This window comes from Mycobacterium sp. NGS35, from assembly GCF_059812855.1.
On the sequence record NZ_JCALDL010000001.1, the window covers coordinates 640,297 to 660,402 of the forward strand.

Genomic DNA, 20,106 nt, shown 5'->3' on the forward strand with positions numbered 1-20,106 from the left:
CGGTGGGACCTGCCGGCTAGCGAACGTATCGGCGTTCCACGACTGTCGCCGCCACCAACAGCGCAGCCGCCACCAGCCAGCCCACCACCGCGATCGACCCGGCCGGGATGATCGCGAGCGCGGCGTTGCGATGTTGCACGCGAACGAGATTGGGGTTGTTGCGGTCGTATTCGACGTAGATGCGCATGCCGTCCGCGAGCTCCGACGGATACAGCACGCCGAGCTCCGGGCGGTAGGTGACGCGGTCGGGGGTGACGAACTCGATCGTCGAACGGCGCGGCCCAGCGCTGAGCACCTCGGCCTGCGCCACACCCATGTTCCGTTCGATCTGCCGGTCGTTGCGCCATGCGCCGGCCACCAGCAGCACCGATTGCAACGTCACCAGACACGCCGCAACGACGATGCCGATCTTGATGCGGCGCATGACCTTTCGGCCGGTGCTGTCGGGTTCGTCGGGGTCCCTGTCGTTTCGCAAGCGATTACCTACGCTGGCGAACCGTCTCATATCGCCGCCTTGATCGACGCGTGCAACTGCCGCAGCGTCGAGCGATCCGCTTTGACTTCGAGCACTCGCATCCCGGCAGACGAAGTGTTGATCGCCTCGACGAGGTCGTCGACCTCGACCTGCTGTGACTCGATGTGATAGGCGCGGCACAATGCGCCGACGTCGACGTCATGGGGCGTGCCGAAGATGCGCGACGACACATCGGAGAACCGCGGGTCGCCCTGCTCGAGAAGCTCGAAGATGCCGCCGCCGTTGTCGTTGGACACCACGATCGTCAGGTCCGTCGGCACGGGCTCCGTCGGCCCGATCAGCAAGCCGGAGGCGTCGTGCACGAAGGTCAGGTCTCCGATCAACGCGACTGTGCGGCCTCCCGAAAGATGCTCGTGCGCCAGCGCGGCACCGATCGCGGTGGACACCGTGCCGTCGATCCCCGCCACTCCCCGATTCGACCGCACCACAACACCTTTGGTGTGGGTCCCCACCAATGCCGCGTCTCGCACCGGATTCGACGCCCCGAGCACCAACTGGTCGCCGGGCCGCAGCGCGTCGGCGACGGCGGCAGCGACGTGCAGGCCGGTGGTCAGCGGGTGGGCCTTCAGTTGGCGGCGCACCGCGTCGACCGCGCGGCGGTTGACCTCGGCGCAGCGCCGCAGCCAGCCCTCGCTCGGCGTGCCGGTGGTGATCGCGCGGGTGCCGGTGGCCTGGGAATTGCCCGAGACGTCAGGCCAGCGCGGCCCGGTGGTCAGCGCGTACACCGGCACGGCGGGGTCGGCCAGGAGCGACGACACCGTCCGGTGCAGCGTCGGCCGGCCCAGCATGATCACCTGCTGCGGATGCAGCAGCGGCAGAGCGAGCGGGTGCAGAGGGTTCTCGGCGGGTGGCGCGGTGGGCTCGGCGACGGTCGGCAGCGCGGCGAGGTTCGGGTGCACGCCGGCGCCGTGGCCGCTGATCACCACGGTGTCGTGGGACAGGTCGATCTCGAGCGGTTGGTCGAACGTCACGGGCGGTGTGTAAGTCCACGGTCGGCCGCCGGGGCGGCCCGGCGGGACGGCGGCCAGGTCCGGTTCGGGGCCGGGTACCAGCGGCTCGCGCAGCGGGATGTCGAACTGCACCGGCCCGGCGTTGGCGGTCCGCGCGCCCGTCGCCGCGACGAGGACGCGGCACACCGCCGAGCGCCAGCGGGCGTTCTGTTCGGCCATCTTCTCGGTGCCCTCTTCGGCCAGGCCCAGGCTGATGGAGGCGCGCACCTGCGTGTCGAAGTAGCCGAGCTGCTCCATGGTCTGGTTGGCGCCGGTGCCCAGTAACTCGTACGGCCGGTTGGCCGACAGCACGATCAGCGGCACTCGGGCGTAGTTGGCTTCCGCGACGGCCGGGCCGAGGTTGGCGACCGCGGTGCCCGACGTCATGACGATGGGCACCGGCGCCTGTCTGCCGACCGCCAGGCCGATGGCGAGGTAGCCGGCGGTGCGCTCGTCGATGCGGACATGCAGGCGGACCCGGCCGGCGGCGTCGGCGTCACGCAGCGCGAAGGCCAGCGGCGCGTTGCGCGAGCCGGGACACAGCACGACGTCGCGTACGCCGCCGCGAATCAGCTCGTCGACGACCACGCGCGCTTGCGCCGTGGAGGGGTTCACGTCTCCAGGGTGTCACAGGGAGTCGCCGGGCCGGCGACGTCAGGGGCCGGAGCCGCTGGGCGGCGACATCAGGCGCCGGCGAGGAACTTCAGCATCGCGGCGTTGACCACGTCGGGGCGTTCCATGAAGCCGAGGTGCCCGGCGTCGGGGATTTCCAGGTAGCGGCCGTTGGGCAACGCATCGGCGACCTCCTTGCCCAGATACGCCGGCACTGCGAGATCGTCGGCGAACCCGATCACCAGCGTGGGCGTGGTGATCGCGCGGTACGCCGGCAGTCGATTGGTGTCCGGTGCGACTTCGCTTTGCGCCCGCACCCCTGGTGTCGACTTGGCGGGCCACAGCGTGAACATGTCGATCCAGTCCCGCACGGCGTCGTCATTGTTGAGCGTCTTCGGCGAAAAGCTTTCCAGCAGACGGATTTTCGCGCTGTAGGCGGCGGGCAGCTCGATGCCGGCGTCGGCCAGTTCCATTTCGGCACTGCGGAAGAACTTGCGGGTCAGGTCCTCCCGGCCGCGGGTGCACAACAGCACCGCGCGCTTGACCAGTTCCGGCCGGGAGAGCATCAGCTCTTGGGCAATGAAAGAACCCATCGACGCTGCCACGATGTGGGTCGGCGCGAGGTCGAGCTTCTCGATGAGCGCGGCCGTGTCGGCGACCATGGTTTCGGTGGTGAATCCGTCAGCGTCTTTGGTGGCGCCGACTCCCCTGTTGTCGAAGGTCACGACGCGATAGCCGGCACCCAGGAACGCCGGCACCTGAAACGGCGCCCAGGTGCGGCCCACGCCACCATGTCCGGCGATGAACAACACCGGCTGACCGCTGCCGGAATCGTCGTAGGCGAGGTTGACCATGCGGCGAGGTTACCGTGGCGCCGAAATCGGGTTTTCCGACACGCTCTGCACGCGTTTGCATGCGACGGGTCCTATATCGCGGGTTGTCAGATACGCTCGCGGCGCCCGAAACGGGCCCGGCCGCGCCGTGAGCGGGCAGCCTTGATCGCGCGGTCCCACACCAATTGCGAGATCGGCTTGCGCTGGCCCCGGGTGACCAGATCCTTGGACATCAGCGCGGCCGCGGCGGCCTTGGTGCTGACCGACGCTTTGGACATGTGGCCCGAGTCGAAGGGCGGCTGCGGGTCGTATTCCAGGGATAGCTGGATGACCTTGGCGCGGCTCTCGCCGCCGATCCGTGCGGCCAGCCACAGGCCGAGGTCGATGCCTGCCGAGACACCCGCACACGTGACGACGTCGCCTTCGTGCACAATGCGCTCGTCCCCGACAGGCTTGGCGCCCAATGCTTTCAGCGCACTCAAGGCCGCCCAGTGGGAGGCCGCGCGTTTGCCGTCCAGCAGTCCGGCTGCGGCGAGGATGACCGAACCTGAGCACACCGACGTCGTCCACGTCGCCGTCTGGTGAGCCTGGCGCAACCAGTCGAGTACCTTCTCGTCGCGCGCGTGTTCCATCGAGGAGAACCCTCCGGGCACCAAAATGACGTCGGGAGAGGGTGTTTCGGCGAACGAATGTGTTGCCGCGATCACCAGCACGCCGGAGTCCGCGGTGACGGGTCCGGGTTCATGCCAGACGAACCGCACTTCGGCGTCCGGCAGCCAGCGCAGCACTTCGTATGGCCCGATGAAATCGAGTGCGGTGAAGCCGGGATAGAGCACAATGGCGACGCTGACGACCCGTCGCGTGGTGCCGGCGATGGTGCGCAGCCAACTCATCAACCGGGCGTCGGCGCGCGCGTCGTCGACTCCAATGCCGCCAGGCAGCAGCATGCATCCCACACATCAGGACAGCGACGTCGGCGCGCTGGGCGTCGCCTGAGCGTCGCAAAGCCCGTCAGCCCAGCAGCTCGTAGCACTCGATGATGCGCCGGATCCACCAGTCCCGCCGGTCTGCCGGCGCCTTGAGGGCCGCCAGCCGCGCGGGTTCGGGCACGGCTGCGGCCACCGGCAGGTAGCCGTCGACCGGTGCGACGGGCTCGGCGACGTCGTGTTCGAACAGTCGTCCGGTCGCAAGCCCGCAGGCATGCCTCAGCGTCGGCAGTGCCCCGGCGGCCTGCAGTCCCGTGCCGATGCCCACCGCCGAGTCGAGCGCACTGGAGACAACAACCGGAATGCCAAGCAGCTCAGCGGTTTTCAGCAACGCTGACCGGCCACCGAGCGGCGCGACCTTCACCACCGCGACGTCGGCGGCATCCGCGCGGACCACACGCAGCGGGTCCTGCGCCTTACGGATGCTCTCGTCGGCAGCGACCGGGGTGTCGATGCGCCGCCGGACCTCGGCGAGTTCGTCGACGGTCTGACACGGCTGCTCTATGTACTCCAGCGGGCCGAGTGCCGCCGCCGCCGTGACTGCTTCGTCGACCGTCCACCCGCCGTTGGCGTCGACCCGGACGGTGGAAACCAGCCCGCGCACGGCCTCGACCCGCGCTACGTCGTCGCGCAGCGTCTGTCCGGGTTCGGCGACCTTGACCTTGGCTGTGCGGGCGCCCGGGAAGCGGCTCAACACCTGCGCCACCTGGGCCGCCGGCACCGCGGGAACGGTGGCGTTGACCGGAATGCGATCCCGGCGCAGCTCCGGCGGCATCAGGTAGGCCGCCTCGATCGCCGAAGCCAGCCAGTGCGCGGCTTCGGGGGGCTCGTATTCGACGAACGCGCCGAACTCGCCCCAGCCGACGGGTCCCTCGATGAGCGCCACCTCGCGAATGGTGATGCCGCGGAAGCGAATTCGCATCGGCAGCGCGACCACGTGGACGCGTTCCAGCAAGTCGGCGAGGTCGGGTCTCAACTGCTGAAGACCTGCTTGCCCGCCAGATACGTGGACCGCACCTCCAGGTCGGCGACCTCCGCGGCGGGAACAATCCGCGGATCTTGCGACAGGACGACGAAGTCGGCGTACTTGCCCACCTCCAACGAGCCGACGATGTCGTCGGCGAACAGCTGCCACGCCGCGTCGATGGTCTGTGCGCGGATCGCCTGCTCGACGGTCAGCCGCTCCTCAGGGGCCAACACCCGCCCGCTGGGGGCCGTCCGGGTAGCCGCGACGCTGATGTTGCGCAGCGGCTCCTCGGGCGTCACCGGTGGGTCGTTGTGCAACGAAATCCGCATGCCGGTAGCGACCGCCGAACCGCACGGCATCCATCGCGATCCGTGCTCCGGGCCGAACAACCCGTCGACCAGCACGTCGCCCCAGTAATGAATCTGATCGACGAACACGCTACACGTAATCCCAAGTGCCGCAGCGCGTTTGAGTTGCTCGTTGGTGATCGCGCCGACGTGCTCGAGTCGCAGCCGGTGATCCTCGCGGGGCCAGCGGTGCAGCGCTTCTTCGTACACGTCGAGGATCGTGTCGACGCCCGCGTCGCCCTGCACGTGGCAGGCCATCTGCCAACCCTGCGGGAAATACGCGCCGACGATCTCGGCGAGCTGGTCGCGGCTGTAGTTGGCGTGTCCGCACGAGCCGGGTACGACGCCGATGGTGCGGGTGGCATCGGTGTCGAGGTACGGAAACGACAGGTCGACGTTACCGATCCACGGCGAGCCGTCCACCCAGATCTTGATGCCGACCTGTTTGACCATCTCGTCGCCGTTGTCGGGGAGGGCATCGCTGGCCAATCTGGCGGTCGAGATCTCGTAGGTCCGCAGCCGCACCGTGAGGTCGTCGTGCAGCTGCCCGAGCAACGGCCGAAACACCGGGTCGAACGCCATCTCCGAGCAGGTGGTCAACCCGGCGCGGTTCAGGCGAGCGCACTCCGCGCGCAGCATCGCCGGATAGTCGGCGGGCTCGACAACGCCTGCGAGTAGCGAGAAAACCGCAGCGGTTTCCACAGCGGTTCCGTCGAGGTTGCCGCCGCTGTCGCGGCCGTAGCGGGCGCCTTTGGGGTCCGGGGTGTCGCGGGTCAGCCCGGCACGGCGCGCGGCCGCCGAATTGAAGAACGCCTTATGGCCGGAGTTGTGGATGACGACCAGCGGCGTGTCGGGCGCGATGCCGTCGAGCCATGCCAGCGTGGGCTCCGGCAGGCCCGACTGCAGCAGCGGATCCCAGCCGACGAGATAGGCGCCCTCAGTCCCCCGAGCCGCCACTTCCCGCTTCACCGCGTCGACGACGGCGGTGGCGTCGCGGATCGTGACCGGGCGGATGTCGGCCATCCGGTCGGACAACACGATCGCTTCCATCAGCGGATGTCCATGCGCCTCAACGAGTCCCGGTAGCACACAGCCGTCGATGTCGACTACGTCCGTGGCCTCACCGATCCACGGCTCGACGTCGTCACGACTGCCGACCGCCACGATGCGCCCGTCTGTCACGGCCAGCGCCTCTGCGGTGGAATTGGCGTCGTCGACCGTGAGCACGGTGCCCCGAATGACGAGTTCTGCTACTGGCATGGGTCATATCTTGCGCCGCGGGGCGGTGTTTGGGTCGGATGCCCGCGGATGTGCCCGTCGGCGGTTGCGGCTCGAATCACCCACCAACTGCGCGCCTCGCCCTACACTTCACCGAAAAGTCAGGACGGGTGAGGCGACGTGGGGCGAGTGCTGGCCATCGCAGCGGCGACGTCGATGGCGGCCGCCTTGACCGCCGGGTGCGCGAACACCGTGGCCGGTACCCCCAGGCCTCAGATCTTTGCGCTTCCGAACTCCACCGCCGCAGCCGCGCCCGCGGCCGGTGGTGTGCAGGAGAAGGATCTCGAGGGGCTGTTGCTGGGGCTCGATGACGTGCGCACCATCATGGACGCCCCAGATCTCGCCGTACAGCAGAGCTATGCGCAGATGCCGCCCAGCACGGCCGGCTATGTGCCGGAGGACTGCGTTCGGGCCGCCTACAACACGGTCGAGGCCGGCTACCGCGACACCTCGTTCGTCGCGGTGCGCGGCTCGGTGATGCAGGAACCCGACGACAGCCCGCAACTGCTGCACATCGTCGACCAGGGCGTCGTGACGTTCCCGGACGAGGGCGCGGCCCGCACCTACGTGACCCGGACGCTGGAGACGTGGCGCCGCTGCGCCGGGACGCCCTTCACCGCGCTGCGGCCGGAGGCGACTGAGCACTGGACCTTCGGCCAGGTCACCGAGGCCGACGGGATCAGTGCGTTACCGAAGACGGCCGACGGCTCGCAGTGGTCCTGCTCGCACGCGATCACGTCGCGGTCCAACGCCGTCGTCGACGTGTCCGCATGCGGGTTCTGGATCACCGATCAGGCGACCACCATCGCGTCCCGGATCCGCGACAAGTTCCCGGCGTAGGACATTTCTATAACACGTTCTAGTCTTGACCCCATGAGTCAGGAGCAGCTTCGCCATCCCATCCATTCCGGTCACCTCCTCGTGGGCGCGCTCAAGCGCCACAAAGACAAGCCGCTGCTGTATCTCGGCGACACCACGCTGACCGGCGGTCAGCTCGCCGACCGCATTACGCAGTACGTTCAGGCCTTCGAAGCGCTGGGCGCCGGCACCGGCGCCGCGGTCGGCCTGCTGTCGTTGAACCGGCCGGAGGTGCTGATGATCGTCGGCGCCGGGCAGACCCAGGGCTACCGCCGCACCGCACTACACCCTCTCGGCTCGCTGGACGACCACGCCTACGTGCTGACGGATGCGGGCGTCACATCGCTGATCATCGACCCCAATCCGATGTTCACCGAGCGCGCGCTGCGCCTGCTGGAACGGGTCGATTCTCTGAAGCAGATTCTGACGATCGGGCCGGTGCCCGACGCGCTGGCCGACGTTGCGGTGGACCTCAACGCCGAGGCCGACAAGTACCAGCCCCGCCCCCTGACGGCCGCGGAGTTGGCGCCCGACCACATCGTGGGCCTGACGTACACCGGCGGCACCACTGGCAAGCCGAAGGGCGTCATCATGACCTCGCAGACCACCACCACGATGACGTCGATCCAGCTGGCGGAGTGGGAATGGCCGGAGAATCCGCGGTTCCTCATGATCACCCCGCTGTCGCATGCCGGGGCAGCGTTTTTCTTGCCGACGGCGATCAAGGGCGGCGAGATGATCGTGCTGTCGAAGTTCGACCCCGCCGAGGTGCTTCGGGTCATCGAGGAGCAGCGCATCACCGCGACCATGGTGGTGCCGTCGATGCTGTATGCGCTTTTGGATCACCCGGATTCGCGCACCCGCGACCTGTCGTCGCTGGAAACCGTGTACTACGGCGCCTCGGCGATCAACCCGGTGCGGCTCAAGGAGGCGATCGACCGATTCGGACCGATTTTCGCGCAGTACTACGGCCAGTCCGAGGCGCCGATGGTGATCACCTACCTGCCCAAGGCCGACCACGACGAGAAGCGGCTCACCTCGTGTGGACGGCCGACGCTGTTCGCCCGCACTGCGCTCTTGGGCGAGGACGGCAAGCCGGTGCCGCAGGGCGAGGTCGGCGAAATCTGTGTCAGCGGACCGCTTTTGGCGGGCGGCTACTGGCAGCTTCCGGAGGCGACGGCTGAGACGTTCCGCGAGGGCTGGTTGCACACCGGTGATCTGGCGCGGGAGGACGAGGACGGTTTCTGGTACATCGTCGACCGGGTCAAGGACATGATCGTCACAGGCGGGTTCAACGTGTACCCGCGCGAAGTCGAGGACGTCGTTGCCGAGCATGAGGCGGTGGCGCAGGTGTGCGTGATCGGCACGCCTGACGACAAATGGGGCGAGGCCGTCACCGCGGTCGTCGTGCTGCGCGACGACGCGCCGCGCGACCAGGAGTCGATCACCCGGATGACCGCCGAGATCCAGGCTGCAGTCAAGGAGCGCAAGGGATCGGTGCAGTCGCCCAAGCAGGTCGTGGTGGTGGACGCGCTGCCGCTGACCGGGCTCGGCAAGCCGGACAAGAAGACCGTGCGCGCCAAGTTCTGGGAGGGCGCGTCGCGCGCGGTCGGCTGAGCGTCGTGCACCGCGAATGTGGCGTCACGCCAGTCACTTTCGTAACTCGGCCGGGGCAATAGTCGTCGTGCCCGGCTCTTAGCGACAATCCCGGCGGGTAGCCGCCAGGCAAGGCCGATTGTCGCTAAGAGGCGGCCACATCGATCATCGCCCGCCTCAGCGACGGGTTCGACAGCACGACCGGTAGCGTGCCGAATATGACCCAAGAGCGAATTCGGCCGCCGTGGTGGCTGAAGCCGATGAACAAGGTCTTCATCGCCATGTCGAAGCTGGGCTTGAGCTTCGGCGGGGAAAGCCCAGTGGTGTTGACGGTGCCGGGCCGCAAGACCGGTAAGCCCCGATCCACACCCGTGACGCCGATGAACATCGACGGGAAACGCTATGTGGTGGGCGGCTTTCCGGGCGCCGACTGGGTGGAAAACGCGCGCGTGGCGGGCGAGGGCACGCTACAGCGCGGCCGTCGCACCGAGCGGGTTCGGCTGGTGGAGATGTCACCGGAAGAAGCGCGACCACTGCTGCGGGCGTTCCCGACCGAAGTCCCGACCGGAGTGAACTTCATGAAGAACGCCGGCCTGGTGAAAGACGGCCGTCCAGAGGAATTCGAAGCGCTTGCCGGCCGATGCGCGGTGTTCCGCTTCGACCCCGTCGGGTAGGAGCGAATTGCCTTGAGTCAGAATCCCTTTGACGCATCGCTGTGGCGGACGGTGCCGGGTTTCGACGACCTGACCGACATCACCTATCACCGGCACGTCGACGACGGCACGGTTCGGGTGGCGTTCAACAGGCCGGAGGTGCGCAACGCGTTCCGGCCGCACACCGTCGACGAGCTCTACAGGGCGTTGGACCACGCCCGCATGTCGCCGGACGTCGGCGTGGTGCTGCTCACCGGCAACGGGCCCTCCCCCAAGGACGGGGGGTGGGCGTTCTGCTCCGGCGGCGATCAGCGCATCCGCGGCCGCACCGGCTATCAGTACGCCTCCGGTGAGACCGCCGACACCGTCGATCCGGCACGCGCCGGCCGGCTGCACATCCTCGAGGTGCAGCGCCTGATCCGGTTCATGCCGAAGGTGGTGATCTGCCTGGTGAGCGGCTGGGCGGCCGGCGGCGGGCACAGCTTGCACGTGGTGTGCGACCTGACGCTGGCCAGCCGCGAGCACGCCCGGTTCAAGCAGACCGACGCCGACGTGGGCAGCTTCGACGGCGGCTACGGGTCGGCTTATCTGGCCCGGCAGGTCGGGCAAAAGTTCGCCCGCGAGATCTTCTTCTTGGGCCGGCCCTACACCGCCGAGCAAATGCACCGGATGGGTGCGGTCAACGAGGTGGTCGACCATGCGGACCTGGAAACCGTCGGGCTGCAGTGGGCGAAGACGATCAACGCGAAATCGCCTCAGGCGCAACGGATGTTGAAGTTCGCGTTCAATCTGCTCGACGACGGCCTGGTGGGTCAGCAGCTGTTCGCCGGCGAGGCGACGCGGCTGGCGTACATGACCGACGAGGCCGTCGAGGGCCGAGACGCGTTCCTGGAGAAGCGAGACCCCGACTGGAGCCGCTTCCCACGCTACTTCTGACGCGATTTCGGTGCGATTCCAGGCGCTGAGCGCACGTTTGCGCACCGAAATCGCGGGGGCCGTAGGCTGCGGAGCGTGAATCCGATCCGGCGGTTCTCCCGGGCGATGGTGATGGCCGGCATGCGGCCGCCTATCGCCGAACAACTGCTCCTGCACCTGCCATCCGCCGAAACCGTGCATCTGGGCGGCAAACGCGTGCTGATCACCGGTGCGTCCTCCGGTATCGGTGAGGCGGCCGCGGAGTTGTTCGCCCAAGCCGGCGCGAGCCTTGTGGTGGTCGCCCGCCGCGAAGATCTGCTGGCTGCGGTGGCGCAGCGGATCGTCGACGGCGGCGGCCAGGCGATCGCCTTGCCCTGTGACCTGTCCGACCTCGACGCGATCGACGAGCTGGTGTCCGCCGTGCAGGACCGCCTCGGCGGCGTCGACATCCTGGTCAACAACGCCGGACGCTCGATCCGCCGCCCGCTCGCCGAGTCGCTGGACCGCTGGCATGACGTGGAGCGCACCATGACGCTGAATTACTATGCGCCGCTTCGGCTTATCCGTGGGCTGGGACCGGGCATGCTGGCTCGCGGCGACGGCCACATCATCAACGTCGCGACGTGGGGTGTGTTCAGCGAGGCGTCACCGCTGTTCGGGGTGTACAACGCGTCCAAGGCTGCGTTGTCGTCGGTGAGCCGGGTGATCGAGACCGAGTGGTCGGGCCGAGGGGTGGCGTCGACAACGCTGTACTACCCGCTCGTCGCGACCCCGATGATCGCGCCGACCAAGGAGTATCAGGGGCTGCCTGCATTGACGGCTCACGAGGCCGCGCAGTGGATGATCACCGCCGCGCGTCGCCGGCCGGTGCGTATTGCGCCGCGGATGTCGCTGTTCAGCCGGGCACTCGACCTCATGAGCCCCGAGCTGGTCACCGCGATGATGAAGCGGCAGCGTGTTCAGCCGAACCCAGTGGCGTGATAGACACGACAACCATGGAGATTCTGGCCAGCCGGATGCTCATCCGTCCCGCCGACTACCAGCGGTCACTCGAGTTCTACCGCGACGCAATCGGGTTGGCTATTTGGCGTGAATACGGCGCCGGCACAGTGTTTTTCGCCGGTCAATCTCTGATCGAGCTGGCCGGCCACGGCCGCGACGACGGCGCCGGCACGTTTCCGGGTGCGCTTTGGCTGCAAGTTCGCGACGTTTACGCCACCCAGAGTGAACTGCAAGGGCGCGGCGTCCCCATCGCCCGCGAGGCGCGTCAGGAGCCGTGGGGACTGCACGAGATGCATGTCGTCGATCCCGACGGCATCACACTGATCTTCGTGCAGGTGCCGCCCGAGCATCCGCTGCGCCGCGACGTCCGCGGCTGACTATCGCCGCGACTATCGGATGCTCGGGCTTGCTTGCGTCGGCGCGACGATACCGTGGTCGTAGGCGAAGACGATCGCCGCGGCCCGGTCACGCAGTCCCAGTTTGACGAAGATCCGGCCGATGTGAGTCTTGACGGTGACGCCGGAAATGAACAGCTGATCGGCAATCTCGGCGTTCGAACGGCCTCGCGCGATGAGGCGCAACACTTCCAGTTCCCGCGCGGTCAGTTCGGTGATCTCTGCCGACGTGTGCTGCGCGGGGCCGTCGCGGTAGGTGCTCAAGACTCGTCCGGTGACTGCCGGGTCGAGATAGGCGTCGCCGCGGGCCACGGCCCGCACAGCGCGGATCAGCTCTTCGGCGGACGAGTCCTTCAGGACGAATCCCGCTGCGCCGGCATGAAGCACACCCGACAGCAACTCGTCGTCGCTGAAGGTGGTGAGCGCGAGAACCGGCGGGCCGCCACCGGACACCAGTAGGCGGGTCGCCTCGATCCCGTCGACCCGCTTCATCCGCAGGTCCATCACCACAACGTCAGGCTGGTACTGGGCGACCGCGTCCAGGACCTCGTCACCGTCGGAGCATTCGCCGACGACACTGATGCCGTCCTTGCGCCGCAGAATTCGCCGTAGCCCGGATCGCACCAGCTCCTGGTCGTCGACAAGAAGCGCACTGATTTCCACCTGGCCGGTCATCACCCGCATAACCTGCCGTTGTGCTGAATTTCGTTGCCTTCCAGTGGAATTCGCACCAGCACCGACCAGCCGCCGTGAGATGGGCCCGCAGCCAGCGTTCCACCGACAAGATCAGCCCGTTGCCGCATCCCGCGCACACCGCGGCCCTCCGCCGACGAACCTCCTGCGGGCACCGCCGCCGGCAGCTCGTTGAAGACGTTGAGCACTGCGGCGGTGTCGGTGATAGCGAGCGTCATGGTGGAAGCCGAGCGCGGCGCATGCTTGGCGATGTTGGACAGCGACTCCTGCGCGATGCGGTACAACGCCAGCCCGACGGCCGCGGAGACACGATCCAGCTCCCCCGTGACGCGCAGCGTGATCTCGAGTCCTGCGCTGACGAATCCTGCGACCAGAGCAGAGATGTCGGCCACCCCGGGTTCCGGTGCCAGCTTGCTTTCGGCGGTGTCGAGCAGACCCACGGTGCAGCGAATGTCCGACATCGCCTGGCGCCCCAGTCTTTCGGCCTGCTCGAGGGCGTCGACGGCCTCGTCGACGTCGCGGTCTTGCTGCAGCGCGCGGCGCGCCCCGGTGACATGCAACAGGGTGATGCTCAAAGAATGCGCGATCACGTCATGTATTTCTCGTGCGATGCGACGCCGTTCGTCGGCGGCTGCATGGTGTGCCAATTGGTCTTGTGCTTCGCCCTGTGCGATCAGCAGTTGCTGTTGGATGCGCATGAGATAGCCGACCATCCAACCGATCCCGACGAACGCCAGATACAGCGGCCAGCTGTCGAGGCGGTCCAGCGCGGCGGCCGCACACAACAGGCCGGCCGCCGAGGCCGCGGCCAGGAATCCGCCACGCATCGACGTCAGCGAACCGACCACCCCGACAGTCAGACCCAGTAACAGCGGCGCGAAATCTGCCCTGATCGGCGTCGAGGTGGCGAACAGCAAGATCGCCGTTGCGGTCATCCATGCGGCCCACAGCCCGACGGCTTCGTACTTCACGAAACCCAAGAGGAAGAAGAACACGTACGGCGCGCCGGCTACCAGCAGTGCGAGAGTGGCGGCGAGCCAGTCAGAGGCGGGACGCTGCAACACCGCGATCACCGCAAGCACGGCCAACGTAGCGTCCACGGTGCCGACGAACGTCCAGCTGAAGCCGCCGGGAAGAATGTCCCCCCTCCGGCGCACCCTCAGGCGCAGGTTCTGCACCGCAGACATCACCGGGCAATCCTAGGAGCTACCGCGCGCGACGGCATCGTCCCGTGGTACGACATCGCGCTCCGACCCTGGTTGCAGATCAAGGTCGGACCCTCGCACGACGCGCAGCGACCTCCGCGGCCCGTAGCGTCGGAATCATCACACACCGAAACGATGGCATCGACGAAAGCCGTTGTGGGTGTTTCTGATTCATCGCAGCACGAGCGCGTCCAACAACACGAGAGGATCCGCACGCCATGGCCACCATCCACATCCCGTTCTGGCCTGCCGCCGAACCGCTTGGCGACTTCGCCAAGACGACTGCAGTGCCGCTGCGGCGGCCCGACGTTGGCGGTGCCCAAATTCGGCGCCGCTGGCGGCTGCTGACCGCATGGCTATCCAAAGCCACCCGACCGGAGCCACGGGTGAAGCGCAGTTATCCGCCGCCTCGCAGCTCGTTTCTGGAGTCGGCAGCCATGCGCCGGGAGATGTACCGGCTCTGAGGTCCTCACGCACTATGTCCGGTGATCGTCCGGTGATCCGCTCGACCGGTGGACTCGAGCGGCTGGAGTGTATGACCCAGGAAGGACAAGATGGCCTGCGTCGTCTCCTCCTGGGCGTCGAGGAATCCCGAATAGTGTCCACCGCGAAGGCGGGCGAGCCGGCCGCGTGGCGCCTGCCGTGCGGCACGGATTGCCGGCCCGGGCGGGGCGACACCGTCGGCGTCGTAGGCGACGACGAGCAGCGGACATTGAATTCGCTTGGCGTACCGAGCCGGACGGTAGAAGCCGATGCGTACCGCAGACCGAGCCGCGACGGCTTGCTGCCAGTGTGGGTAGCGGTTCGAAGGATTGAGCGCCCTCGAGTAATTGCGCGAGTCGGGTGTGGTGAGCGCCGCGACGGTGCCGCGTTCACCGGCCAGCGGCACCAGCAGCGGATCGCGACCGAACAGTCCCCCGATCGCATCGGCCGCGGCACGAGCGATCAACCGGACGAACGCCAGTAAAGTCATGTGCCGCAGGGCGTTGCGCATGGCGTCGAGTCCGTCGGCGGCCGGTGCGTGCGCGATCGCCGCAGCCAGCCCGGGGTTACGCGCGGCGAGCAGAAACACATGGCCGCCTGACGCCGAGAACCCCCAGATGGCGAGCCGGGCGGGATCTACGCCGGGCAGCGTCGCGGCGAAGTCGATGGCGGCTTGGTAGTCGGCGAGCTGATCGCGGAAGCGCACCAATTGTCTTGGAGTGCCGCCACTTTCACCCAGATAGCGGTAGTCGAAGGCCAGGACGCTGTAGCCCGCGTCGTGGAGCTCCGATGCGAGTGGATCGGTGCCCGCTTCCTTGATCACCGCGAGTCCGGCGGCCATGACCACGCATGCACCGTTGGTTCCAGGGTAGTGCCACGCCGTGCAGTAGCTGTCACCGCTGGGAAACCACACCTTCTCGCGGGTCGTCGACATCGTGGTCTTCTTTCCGCTGGAGTCGGGCGACGCAGCGCCGCGGCAACAGCTATGATTCAGCGACCTACATACAGTATGTAGGAGGATACATACAGTATGTATGAGGAGCAACACGTTGGACGATGTTCGCCGCAGCCAAGCGCAGCGGGCCGCAGAAACCCGCGAAGCGCTGATTTCAGCGGCCCGGCAGCTCTTCGCCGCCCGCGGCTTCGGTGAGGCAGCACTGGAGACCATCGTTCGAGCGGCCGGCCTGACCCGAGGGGCGCTGTATCACCACTTCGCCGACAAGACCGAGCTTTTCGCCGCGGTTTTCGAGCAAGTGGAAGCCGAAGTCGCAACCCGGATGGCCGAGGCCATCGCGCAGGCCGACGAGAGCGATCCGGTGCAGATCATGCGCCTGGGAGCGAACTTCTGGCTGGACGCCTGCTCGGATCCGGAGATTCAGCGCATCGTCCTGGTGGATGCTCCTGCGGTGCTCGGCTGGACCCGATGGACCGAGATCGGTAACCGCTACAACATCGGGCTCGTCAGAGCGCTGTTGACCAATGCGGTCGAGACGGGCCGCATCCCGCCTCAGCCGATCGAGCCGACGGCCCTGACGATGCTGGCCGCCATCCGCGAAGCCACCCTGTACGTCGCACGCGCCGAAGACCACGAGCAAGCACGCCAGGACGCCGGCGCAGTCATCGAACGGCTCATCCGCGCCATCGAGTGAACGCCAAGCATCATCCGAAACAACCGTTCGTGAAAGGAGTTCCGATGGCCATCGGTAAGACGGAGCCGAGCCACCGCGCCGACCGGGATCGGGTGCGGGCCCGCTCCGCGATAGGGCATTACGCCGCACTGTTGCGCCCCGATGCCCTCGCCGCCGCGCGTCTGCCGCTGCACCGCGACATCCGGATGCGGATGAAGCAACTCGGCAGCCGTGCCAAGCCGCGCCGCGAGCGGATGCGCGGACTGATCGCATCGCCGGGCGGACGGCTGCGCTGGCGATCGGTTCCGCGACCCGGTCGGCCTGCACCGTATGGTGCTCTGGTGCGGCCGGTAGCTGTCGCCACCTGTGACGTCGACCGGGCAATGATGTTGGGCCGCACGCCTTTTCCATTGCCGCTGCACCTGGGCCACGAATGCGTGGCAGAGGTGACCGAGGTCGGCGACCAGGTGAACGACGTTCGCGTCGGCGACCGGGTGGTGGTGCCGTTTCAGATCAGTTGCGGACAATGCGCCGCATGCCGGCGCGGGCTCACCGGCAGTTGCCTGGCGGTCCCGCCGGCATCGATGTACGGATTCGGCATCTCGGGTGGCCTGTGGGGCGGCGCACTTGCTGATCTGATGGCGGTTCCGTACGCCGACGCGATGCTGGTGACATTGCCCGACGGTGTCGATCCCGCTGCCGCCGCCGGCGTCGGTGACAACATCTGTGACGCCTACCGTCAGGTCGCACCGCATCTGCCCGCCCTGCTGGCCGCAGATCGCGACACCGAAGTGCTGATCGTCGGGCGACTGGGCAACCGGGAGCCGATGACGTCGAGCGCTATCTTGTGCACCGCGCTGATCTCCCAGGCGCTCGGTGCCCGCCGAATCTATGTGGTCGACGGCCGCGCGTCCGTTCGCGATCGGGCGGAGCGGCTCGGGTTCCGCGCCTTAGAGCCACGACAGCGCCGCGAGTGGCCGACCGCTGCACTCACCGTCGATGCGACCGGCACCCCGACCGGACTTCGTCACGTGCTTCGCCATACCGCACCCGACGGAGTCTGCACCTGCGTGTGGTCGCTTCACCGCAGTGCACGCATTCCGTTGGCGGCCTGTTATGTGCGCAATGTGACCCTTCACATCGGCCGCAGCCATGTCCGCGCCGTCATGCCAGAAGTATTGCAACTCATGGCATCACGACGGCTGCAGCCGGAGTTGGTGACCACACTCACCGCTTCCTTCGACGACGCGCCCGCCGCCCTTCGCGAGCATTGCCACGGCGACGCGATCAAGACGATCCTGACCGCCTGAACGGCCTTGCGTCCTCGCGTTATCGTCCTTTCGGTGTTCGATCGGCCACCTGAGACATGACAACAGCCACTGGTAAGGACTTCAAGCAGCATTTGCACCGTTACCTGCACGATTCCCGGGTCGCAATGCTCTGGAAGCTTGACGGCTTGTCCGAGTACCAACTGCGACGCCCGATGACACCGCACGGCACGAACCTGCTGGGCTTGGTGAAACATCTGGCCGGCTGCGAAATCGGTTACTTCGGTGACGTTTTCGGCCGGCCGTTTCCCGAGCGGCCGCTGTGGCTGGCGGAGCCGACGGAGCCGACGGCGGACATGTGGGCAACCGCTGACGAGACTCGGCACGACATCGTGAATCTGTACCAGCGGGCCTGTGCCCACTCCGACGCCACCATCGAAGACTTCGATCTCGATCACCCGGGCACCGTCCCAAGCTGGCCTCCGGGGCGCCGCACGGTGACGCTGCACCAAATCCTGGTTCACATGCTCGCCGAGACAGCGCGCCACGTCGGACACGCCGACATCATCCGCGAACTGACAGACAACGCAGCCGGGTTAGCACCGGACCGCTCAGGCCTTTTCGACGGTGACGCCGCCTATTGGCACAGCCTGCACCGCCGAATCGAGCTAGCAGCGCGCCAAGCGTCTGAAGCACCGAATGCGTCATTGCCTCCGAAGATCCAGCATGAGTGACACCGCATCCACGACAGCAACGTTCCTCGCTGAGCGCGACGCGATGTCGCGGTCAGCCGGCTGTCGTCGCCAACGGCCAGCCGACCGATGCCAGCCGCGACGCCACCTGATGGATTTCTTCCGGATTCGGTTCCTGCTCAGTGATTCGGCGGATCGCCTCATGAATCTGATCGGTGGTAACAGGCGTGTCGGAATCGCCCTCTCGCAGGATGGACAACGCCGCCTGCACCACTTCGCTTTCGGTGAGCGACCGTTTCAACAAGGCGAGCAACGGAAAATAGTCTTTGGGCGGAACACCATTCGGGTATCCCTGGTGGATCCACTTCAGCGCGCACTCGAAAAAACTGCGGTTCTCAGCCATCGATGTCAGCTCATTTCCTCGGAAGGAACGGGAACAGATCTATCCCGAAGTGATGGATGATGGTTCCTCGGGTGATCCACAGGATTCCGATGACAATCACTGCGGCGACGACTAGGAACAGCACTACCCCGAGGCACTTCAACGCCGTATTAGGTTGCTGCACAACGCTGTTGGCGTCGACGCCGCCGGCCCCGCCCGAATAGGCCACCAACCCCAGAGCGAAGATTGCCGGCAGGCCGGCGCCGAGCAGCAGCCCCACGAGGAGCACACGCAGGATGCTCTCCAGATAGTGCATCAGTCGTTCCTCATCTCAAGACCTCAAGCGATCGGTTCTTTGGGCGTCGCGACGTCGGTCGGCCGAGTCCCGGGAGGTACCACCGAGTTGGTCGTGGTGTCCCACTCGGCGTTGACGTTGGTGTGGTCGACCTTCTGCTGCTGAGCGCGCCGCCAGATGTAGAACGACGCACCTACGAGGATCAGGAAGATGACGATGTCACCCCACAGCGGCGAGCTGAACCCGGTGATCCCGTGCGAAATCCAAAACGTCAGTGCGCCAACCACTCCCGCCGCTGGCAGCGTCAGCAGCCAAGCTACGGCCATCCGTCCGGCGACAGCCCACCGCACCTGAGCTCCCGGCTTTCCGACGCCGCTGCCCAGAATCGAGCCCGTCGCCACATGGGTGGTCGACAAGGCCATTCCGGCGGCGCTGGAACTGAGGATGATCGCCGCTGACGACGCCTCGGCGGCAAGGCCTTGCGGGGACTCGAGTTCCACCAGACCCTTGCCCAAGGTCCGGATCACCCGCCATCCGCCGATGTAGGTGCCCAGTCCGATCGCCACGGCACAGCTCGCGACAATCCAGAACGGCAGTCCGTCCTTCTTGACGTCGCCGGTCAGGTGCCCGGTGGTGATCAACGCCAGGGCAATCACACCCATCGTCTTCTGCGCGTCGTTCGTGCCGTGCGACAGAGCCACCAGCGAGGCCGTCGCGATCTGGCCCCACCGGAACCCTTCTTCGCGTCGGCTCTTCAGGACCTGGCGTGTGATCCGGTACACCAGCCACGTCGCGGCGGCCGCCACAATTCCCGCTATGACGGGCGCGGCGACGGCCGGGATCAAGACCTTCTGCGTGATGCCGCTCCAGTTGACGCCGCCGACGCCGATCGCCGCGAGGCCCGCTCCGATCAGCCCGCCGAACAGTGCGTGCGAGGAACTCGACGGAATGCCGAACAACCACGTGAACAGGTTCCACAGGATTCCGCCGATCAGCCCGGCGAAGATGATGGTCAGCCCCGTCGACGGGTCGATTCCAGCCAGTAGGTGGCCGGTCTTGGCGTCCTGGATCTTCAGCACCTGGGTGGTGACGGTGGCCGCCACCTCGACTGACAAGAATGCGCCCACGAGGTTGAGCACCCCGGCGAGCAGAACTGCCACCTTGGGTTTCAGAGCGCCGGTGGCAATCGACGTCGCCATCGCGTTGCCGGTGTCGTGGAATCCGTTGGTGAAGTCGAACACGAGTGCCGTCGCGACGAGCAACCCCAAGATCAGCAACTCCGCGCTCATGGCGCCCATTCTGCTGGCACGGAGGCTGATTCACACAAACTCCGTGGATAGCGCAACTCGTGTCGAGCAGGGAGTTTGCTCTGACCTGCGAGGAGTTCACCGATTATTCACCTGGCGGATGCGGTGTGTTGGGGCGTGCAGCCGATCCGGGGCTGGTCGCGTTCTCCGCTCTACGATCGAATCAACCAAACCGTGCGGGCGGACG

General features: G+C 66.9%; 22 protein-coding genes. 10 read left to right on the forward strand and 12 right to left on the reverse strand.

Annotated elements, in window-relative coordinates:
- Positions 1-16: 16 nt before the first annotated feature.
- The 6 genes from AC5Y4C_RS03205 to AC5Y4C_RS03230 form a co-directional block, all read right to left on the reverse strand.
- Entirely contained in the window at positions 17-424 is a 408-nt protein-coding gene (locus AC5Y4C_RS03205) for a DUF3592 domain-containing protein (protein WP_499963492.1), read from the reverse strand.
- A gap of 77 nt (positions 425-501) precedes the next feature.
- Positions 502-2,139, reverse strand: a complete 1,638-nt coding sequence (gene menD, locus AC5Y4C_RS03210; RefSeq protein ID WP_499963397.1) for a 2-succinyl-5-enolpyruvyl-6-hydroxy-3-cyclohexene-1-carboxylic-acid synthase — start codon at positions 2,137-2,139, stop codon at positions 502-504.
- Between the two features lie 68 nt (positions 2,140-2,207).
- On the reverse strand, positions 2,208-2,990 hold the full coding sequence (locus tag AC5Y4C_RS03215) for an alpha/beta fold hydrolase (protein ID WP_499963399.1): 783 nt from the start codon (positions 2,988-2,990) through the stop codon (positions 2,208-2,210).
- Between the two features lie 86 nt (positions 2,991-3,076).
- Positions 3,077-3,862 carry a DJ-1/PfpI family protein gene (locus AC5Y4C_RS03220; protein ID WP_499963494.1) on the reverse strand — a complete coding sequence of 262 codons (786 nt, stop codon included), beginning with the start codon at positions 3,860-3,862 and terminating at the stop codon, positions 3,077-3,079.
- 118 nt (positions 3,863-3,980) lie between these two features.
- Entirely contained in the window at positions 3,981-4,931 is a 951-nt protein-coding gene (locus AC5Y4C_RS03225) for an o-succinylbenzoate synthase (RefSeq protein ID WP_499963401.1), read from the reverse strand.
- A complete protein-coding gene (locus AC5Y4C_RS03230; RefSeq protein ID WP_499963403.1) occupies positions 4,928-6,529 on the reverse strand; it encodes an amidohydrolase in 1,602 nt (533 codons plus the stop codon). Before AC5Y4C_RS03230 ends, AC5Y4C_RS03225 begins: the two co-directional genes overlap by 4 nt.
- Positions 6,530-6,676: 147 nt before the next feature.
- On the opposite strand from AC5Y4C_RS03230, the gene AC5Y4C_RS03235 reads away from it, so the two are divergent.
- From AC5Y4C_RS03235 to AC5Y4C_RS03260, 6 genes are all read left to right on the forward strand, one after another.
- Positions 6,677-7,387 carry a sensor domain-containing protein gene (locus AC5Y4C_RS03235; protein WP_499963405.1) on the forward strand — a complete coding sequence of 237 codons (711 nt, stop codon included), beginning with the start codon at positions 6,677-6,679 and terminating at the stop codon, positions 7,385-7,387.
- Between the two features lie 33 nt (positions 7,388-7,420).
- The gene (gene fadD8, locus AC5Y4C_RS03240) at positions 7,421-9,022 is read left to right on the forward strand and encodes a fatty-acid--CoA ligase FadD8 (protein WP_499963407.1); all 1,602 of its coding nucleotides are present in this window, start codon (positions 7,421-7,423) and stop codon (positions 9,020-9,022) included.
- A 197-nt stretch (positions 9,023-9,219) separates the two neighbouring features.
- The gene (locus AC5Y4C_RS03245; RefSeq protein ID WP_499963409.1) at positions 9,220-9,675 is read left to right on the forward strand and encodes a nitroreductase family deazaflavin-dependent oxidoreductase; all 456 of its coding nucleotides are present in this window, start codon (positions 9,220-9,222) and stop codon (positions 9,673-9,675) included.
- Positions 9,676-9,687: 12 nt separating this feature from the next.
- A complete protein-coding gene (locus AC5Y4C_RS03250) occupies positions 9,688-10,590 on the forward strand; it encodes a 1,4-dihydroxy-2-naphthoyl-CoA synthase (protein ID WP_499963411.1) in 903 nt (300 codons plus the stop codon).
- A 105-nt stretch (positions 10,591-10,695) separates the two neighbouring features.
- Positions 10,696-11,550: an SDR family oxidoreductase gene (locus AC5Y4C_RS03255; protein WP_499963496.1), complete on the forward strand. Its 855-nt coding sequence runs from the start codon at positions 10,696-10,698 to the stop codon at positions 11,548-11,550.
- A 14-nt stretch (positions 11,551-11,564) separates the two neighbouring features.
- On the forward strand, positions 11,565-11,948 hold the full coding sequence (locus AC5Y4C_RS03260; protein WP_499963413.1) for a VOC family protein: 384 nt from the start codon (positions 11,565-11,567) through the stop codon (positions 11,946-11,948).
- Positions 11,949-11,960: 12 nt separating this feature from the next.
- Here the strand turns inward: AC5Y4C_RS03260 and AC5Y4C_RS03265 are convergent, their stop codons facing one another.
- The gene (locus AC5Y4C_RS03265) at positions 11,961-12,641 is read right to left on the reverse strand and encodes a response regulator transcription factor (protein WP_499963415.1); all 681 of its coding nucleotides are present in this window, start codon (positions 12,639-12,641) and stop codon (positions 11,961-11,963) included.
- Complete coding sequence (locus AC5Y4C_RS03270) at positions 12,641-13,846, reverse strand: sensor histidine kinase (protein WP_499963417.1); 1,206 nt, start codon at positions 13,844-13,846, stop codon at positions 12,641-12,643. Before AC5Y4C_RS03270 ends, AC5Y4C_RS03265 begins: the two co-directional genes overlap by 1 nt.
- Before the next feature lie 236 nt (positions 13,847-14,082).
- Between AC5Y4C_RS03270 and AC5Y4C_RS03275 the strand changes: the two genes are divergently transcribed.
- The gene (locus tag AC5Y4C_RS03275; protein WP_499963419.1) at positions 14,083-14,328 is read left to right on the forward strand and encodes a hypothetical protein; all 246 of its coding nucleotides are present in this window, start codon (positions 14,083-14,085) and stop codon (positions 14,326-14,328) included.
- Positions 14,329-14,333: 5 nt separating this feature from the next.
- Here the strand turns inward: AC5Y4C_RS03275 and AC5Y4C_RS03280 are convergent, their stop codons facing one another.
- Positions 14,334-15,281 carry an alpha/beta hydrolase gene (locus AC5Y4C_RS03280; protein WP_499963421.1) on the reverse strand — a complete coding sequence of 316 codons (948 nt, stop codon included), beginning with the start codon at positions 15,279-15,281 and terminating at the stop codon, positions 14,334-14,336.
- 100 nt (positions 15,282-15,381) lie between these two features.
- On the opposite strand from AC5Y4C_RS03280, the gene AC5Y4C_RS03285 reads away from it, so the two are divergent.
- From AC5Y4C_RS03285 to AC5Y4C_RS03295, 3 genes are read left to right on the forward strand one after another with little or no spacing between them, the layout of a single operon-like run.
- The gene (locus AC5Y4C_RS03285) at positions 15,382-15,996 is read left to right on the forward strand and encodes a TetR/AcrR family transcriptional regulator (RefSeq protein ID WP_499963423.1); all 615 of its coding nucleotides are present in this window, start codon (positions 15,382-15,384) and stop codon (positions 15,994-15,996) included.
- Positions 15,997-16,040: 44 nt separating this feature from the next.
- Positions 16,041-17,285 (forward strand): zinc-dependent alcohol dehydrogenase, encoded by a 1,245-nt coding sequence (locus tag AC5Y4C_RS03290; protein ID WP_499963425.1) that lies wholly within the window; start codon positions 16,041-16,043, stop codon positions 17,283-17,285.
- A 56-nt stretch (positions 17,286-17,341) separates the two neighbouring features.
- Entirely contained in the window at positions 17,342-17,977 is a 636-nt protein-coding gene (locus tag AC5Y4C_RS03295) for a DinB family protein (protein WP_499963427.1), read from the forward strand.
- 52 nt (positions 17,978-18,029) lie between these two features.
- On the opposite strand, the gene AC5Y4C_RS03300 is transcribed toward AC5Y4C_RS03295, so the two are convergent.
- Genes AC5Y4C_RS03300 through AC5Y4C_RS03310 form a run of 3 tightly spaced genes read right to left on the reverse strand, consistent with a single transcriptional unit; the run spans position 18,030 to position 19,901 of the window.
- Positions 18,030-18,338 carry a DUF3349 domain-containing protein gene (locus AC5Y4C_RS03300; protein WP_499963429.1) on the reverse strand — a complete coding sequence of 103 codons (309 nt, stop codon included), beginning with the start codon at positions 18,336-18,338 and terminating at the stop codon, positions 18,030-18,032.
- A gap of 10 nt (positions 18,339-18,348) precedes the next feature.
- Positions 18,349-18,633, reverse strand: a complete 285-nt coding sequence (locus AC5Y4C_RS03305; protein ID WP_499963431.1) for a hypothetical protein — start codon at positions 18,631-18,633, stop codon at positions 18,349-18,351.
- A gap of 23 nt (positions 18,634-18,656) precedes the next feature.
- Positions 18,657-19,901 carry an inorganic phosphate transporter gene (locus AC5Y4C_RS03310; protein ID WP_499963433.1) on the reverse strand — a complete coding sequence of 415 codons (1,245 nt, stop codon included), beginning with the start codon at positions 19,899-19,901 and terminating at the stop codon, positions 18,657-18,659.
- Positions 19,902-20,106: the final 205 nt, after the last annotated feature.

Bases quoted from the DNA above. Each gene is read 5' to 3' on its own strand.
- fadD8 (WP_499963407.1), top strand. From the start codon at position 7,421: ATGAGTCAGGAGCAGCTTCGCCATCCCATCCATTCCGGTCACCTCCTC.
- AC5Y4C_RS03220 (WP_499963494.1), bottom strand. From the start codon at position 3,862: ATGAGTTGGCTGCGCACCATCGCCGGCACCACGCGACGGGTCGTCAGC.
- AC5Y4C_RS03300 (WP_499963429.1), bottom strand. From the start codon at position 18,338: ATGGCTGAGAACCGCAGTTTTTTCGAGTGCGCGCTGAAGTGGATCCAC.
- AC5Y4C_RS03305 (WP_499963431.1), bottom strand. From the start codon at position 18,633: ATGCACTATCTGGAGAGCATCCTGCGTGTGCTCCTCGTGGGGCTGCTG.
- AC5Y4C_RS03280 (WP_499963421.1), bottom strand. From the start codon at position 15,281: ATGTCGACGACCCGCGAGAAGGTGTGGTTTCCCAGCGGTGACAGCTAC.
- AC5Y4C_RS03255 (WP_499963496.1), top strand. From the start codon at position 10,696: ATGGTGATGGCCGGCATGCGGCCGCCTATCGCCGAACAACTGCTCCTG.
- AC5Y4C_RS03260 (WP_499963413.1), top strand. From the start codon at position 11,565: ATGGAGATTCTGGCCAGCCGGATGCTCATCCGTCCCGCCGACTACCAG.
- AC5Y4C_RS03245 (WP_499963409.1), top strand. From the start codon at position 9,220: ATGACCCAAGAGCGAATTCGGCCGCCGTGGTGGCTGAAGCCGATGAAC.
- AC5Y4C_RS03290 (WP_499963425.1), top strand. From the start codon at position 16,041: ATGGCCATCGGTAAGACGGAGCCGAGCCACCGCGCCGACCGGGATCGG.
- AC5Y4C_RS03285 (WP_499963423.1), top strand. From the start codon at position 15,382: ATGAGGAGCAACACGTTGGACGATGTTCGCCGCAGCCAAGCGCAGCGG.
- AC5Y4C_RS03275 (WP_499963419.1), top strand. From the start codon at position 14,083: ATGGCCACCATCCACATCCCGTTCTGGCCTGCCGCCGAACCGCTTGGC.
- AC5Y4C_RS03270 (WP_499963417.1), bottom strand. From the start codon at position 13,846: ATGTCTGCGGTGCAGAACCTGCGCCTGAGGGTGCGCCGGAGGGGGGAC.
- AC5Y4C_RS03295 (WP_499963427.1), top strand. From the start codon at position 17,342: ATGACAACAGCCACTGGTAAGGACTTCAAGCAGCATTTGCACCGTTAC.
- AC5Y4C_RS03230 (WP_499963403.1), bottom strand. From the start codon at position 6,529: ATGCCAGTAGCAGAACTCGTCATTCGGGGCACCGTGCTCACGGTCGAC.
- AC5Y4C_RS03205 (WP_499963492.1), bottom strand. From the start codon at position 424: ATGCGCCGCATCAAGATCGGCATCGTCGTTGCGGCGTGTCTGGTGACG.
- AC5Y4C_RS03215 (WP_499963399.1), bottom strand. From the start codon at position 2,990: ATGGTCAACCTCGCCTACGACGATTCCGGCAGCGGTCAGCCGGTGTTG.
- AC5Y4C_RS03310 (WP_499963433.1), bottom strand. From the start codon at position 19,901: ATGAGCGCGGAGTTGCTGATCTTGGGGTTGCTCGTCGCGACGGCACTC.
- AC5Y4C_RS03265 (WP_499963415.1), bottom strand. From the start codon at position 12,641: ATGACCGGCCAGGTGGAAATCAGTGCGCTTCTTGTCGACGACCAGGAG.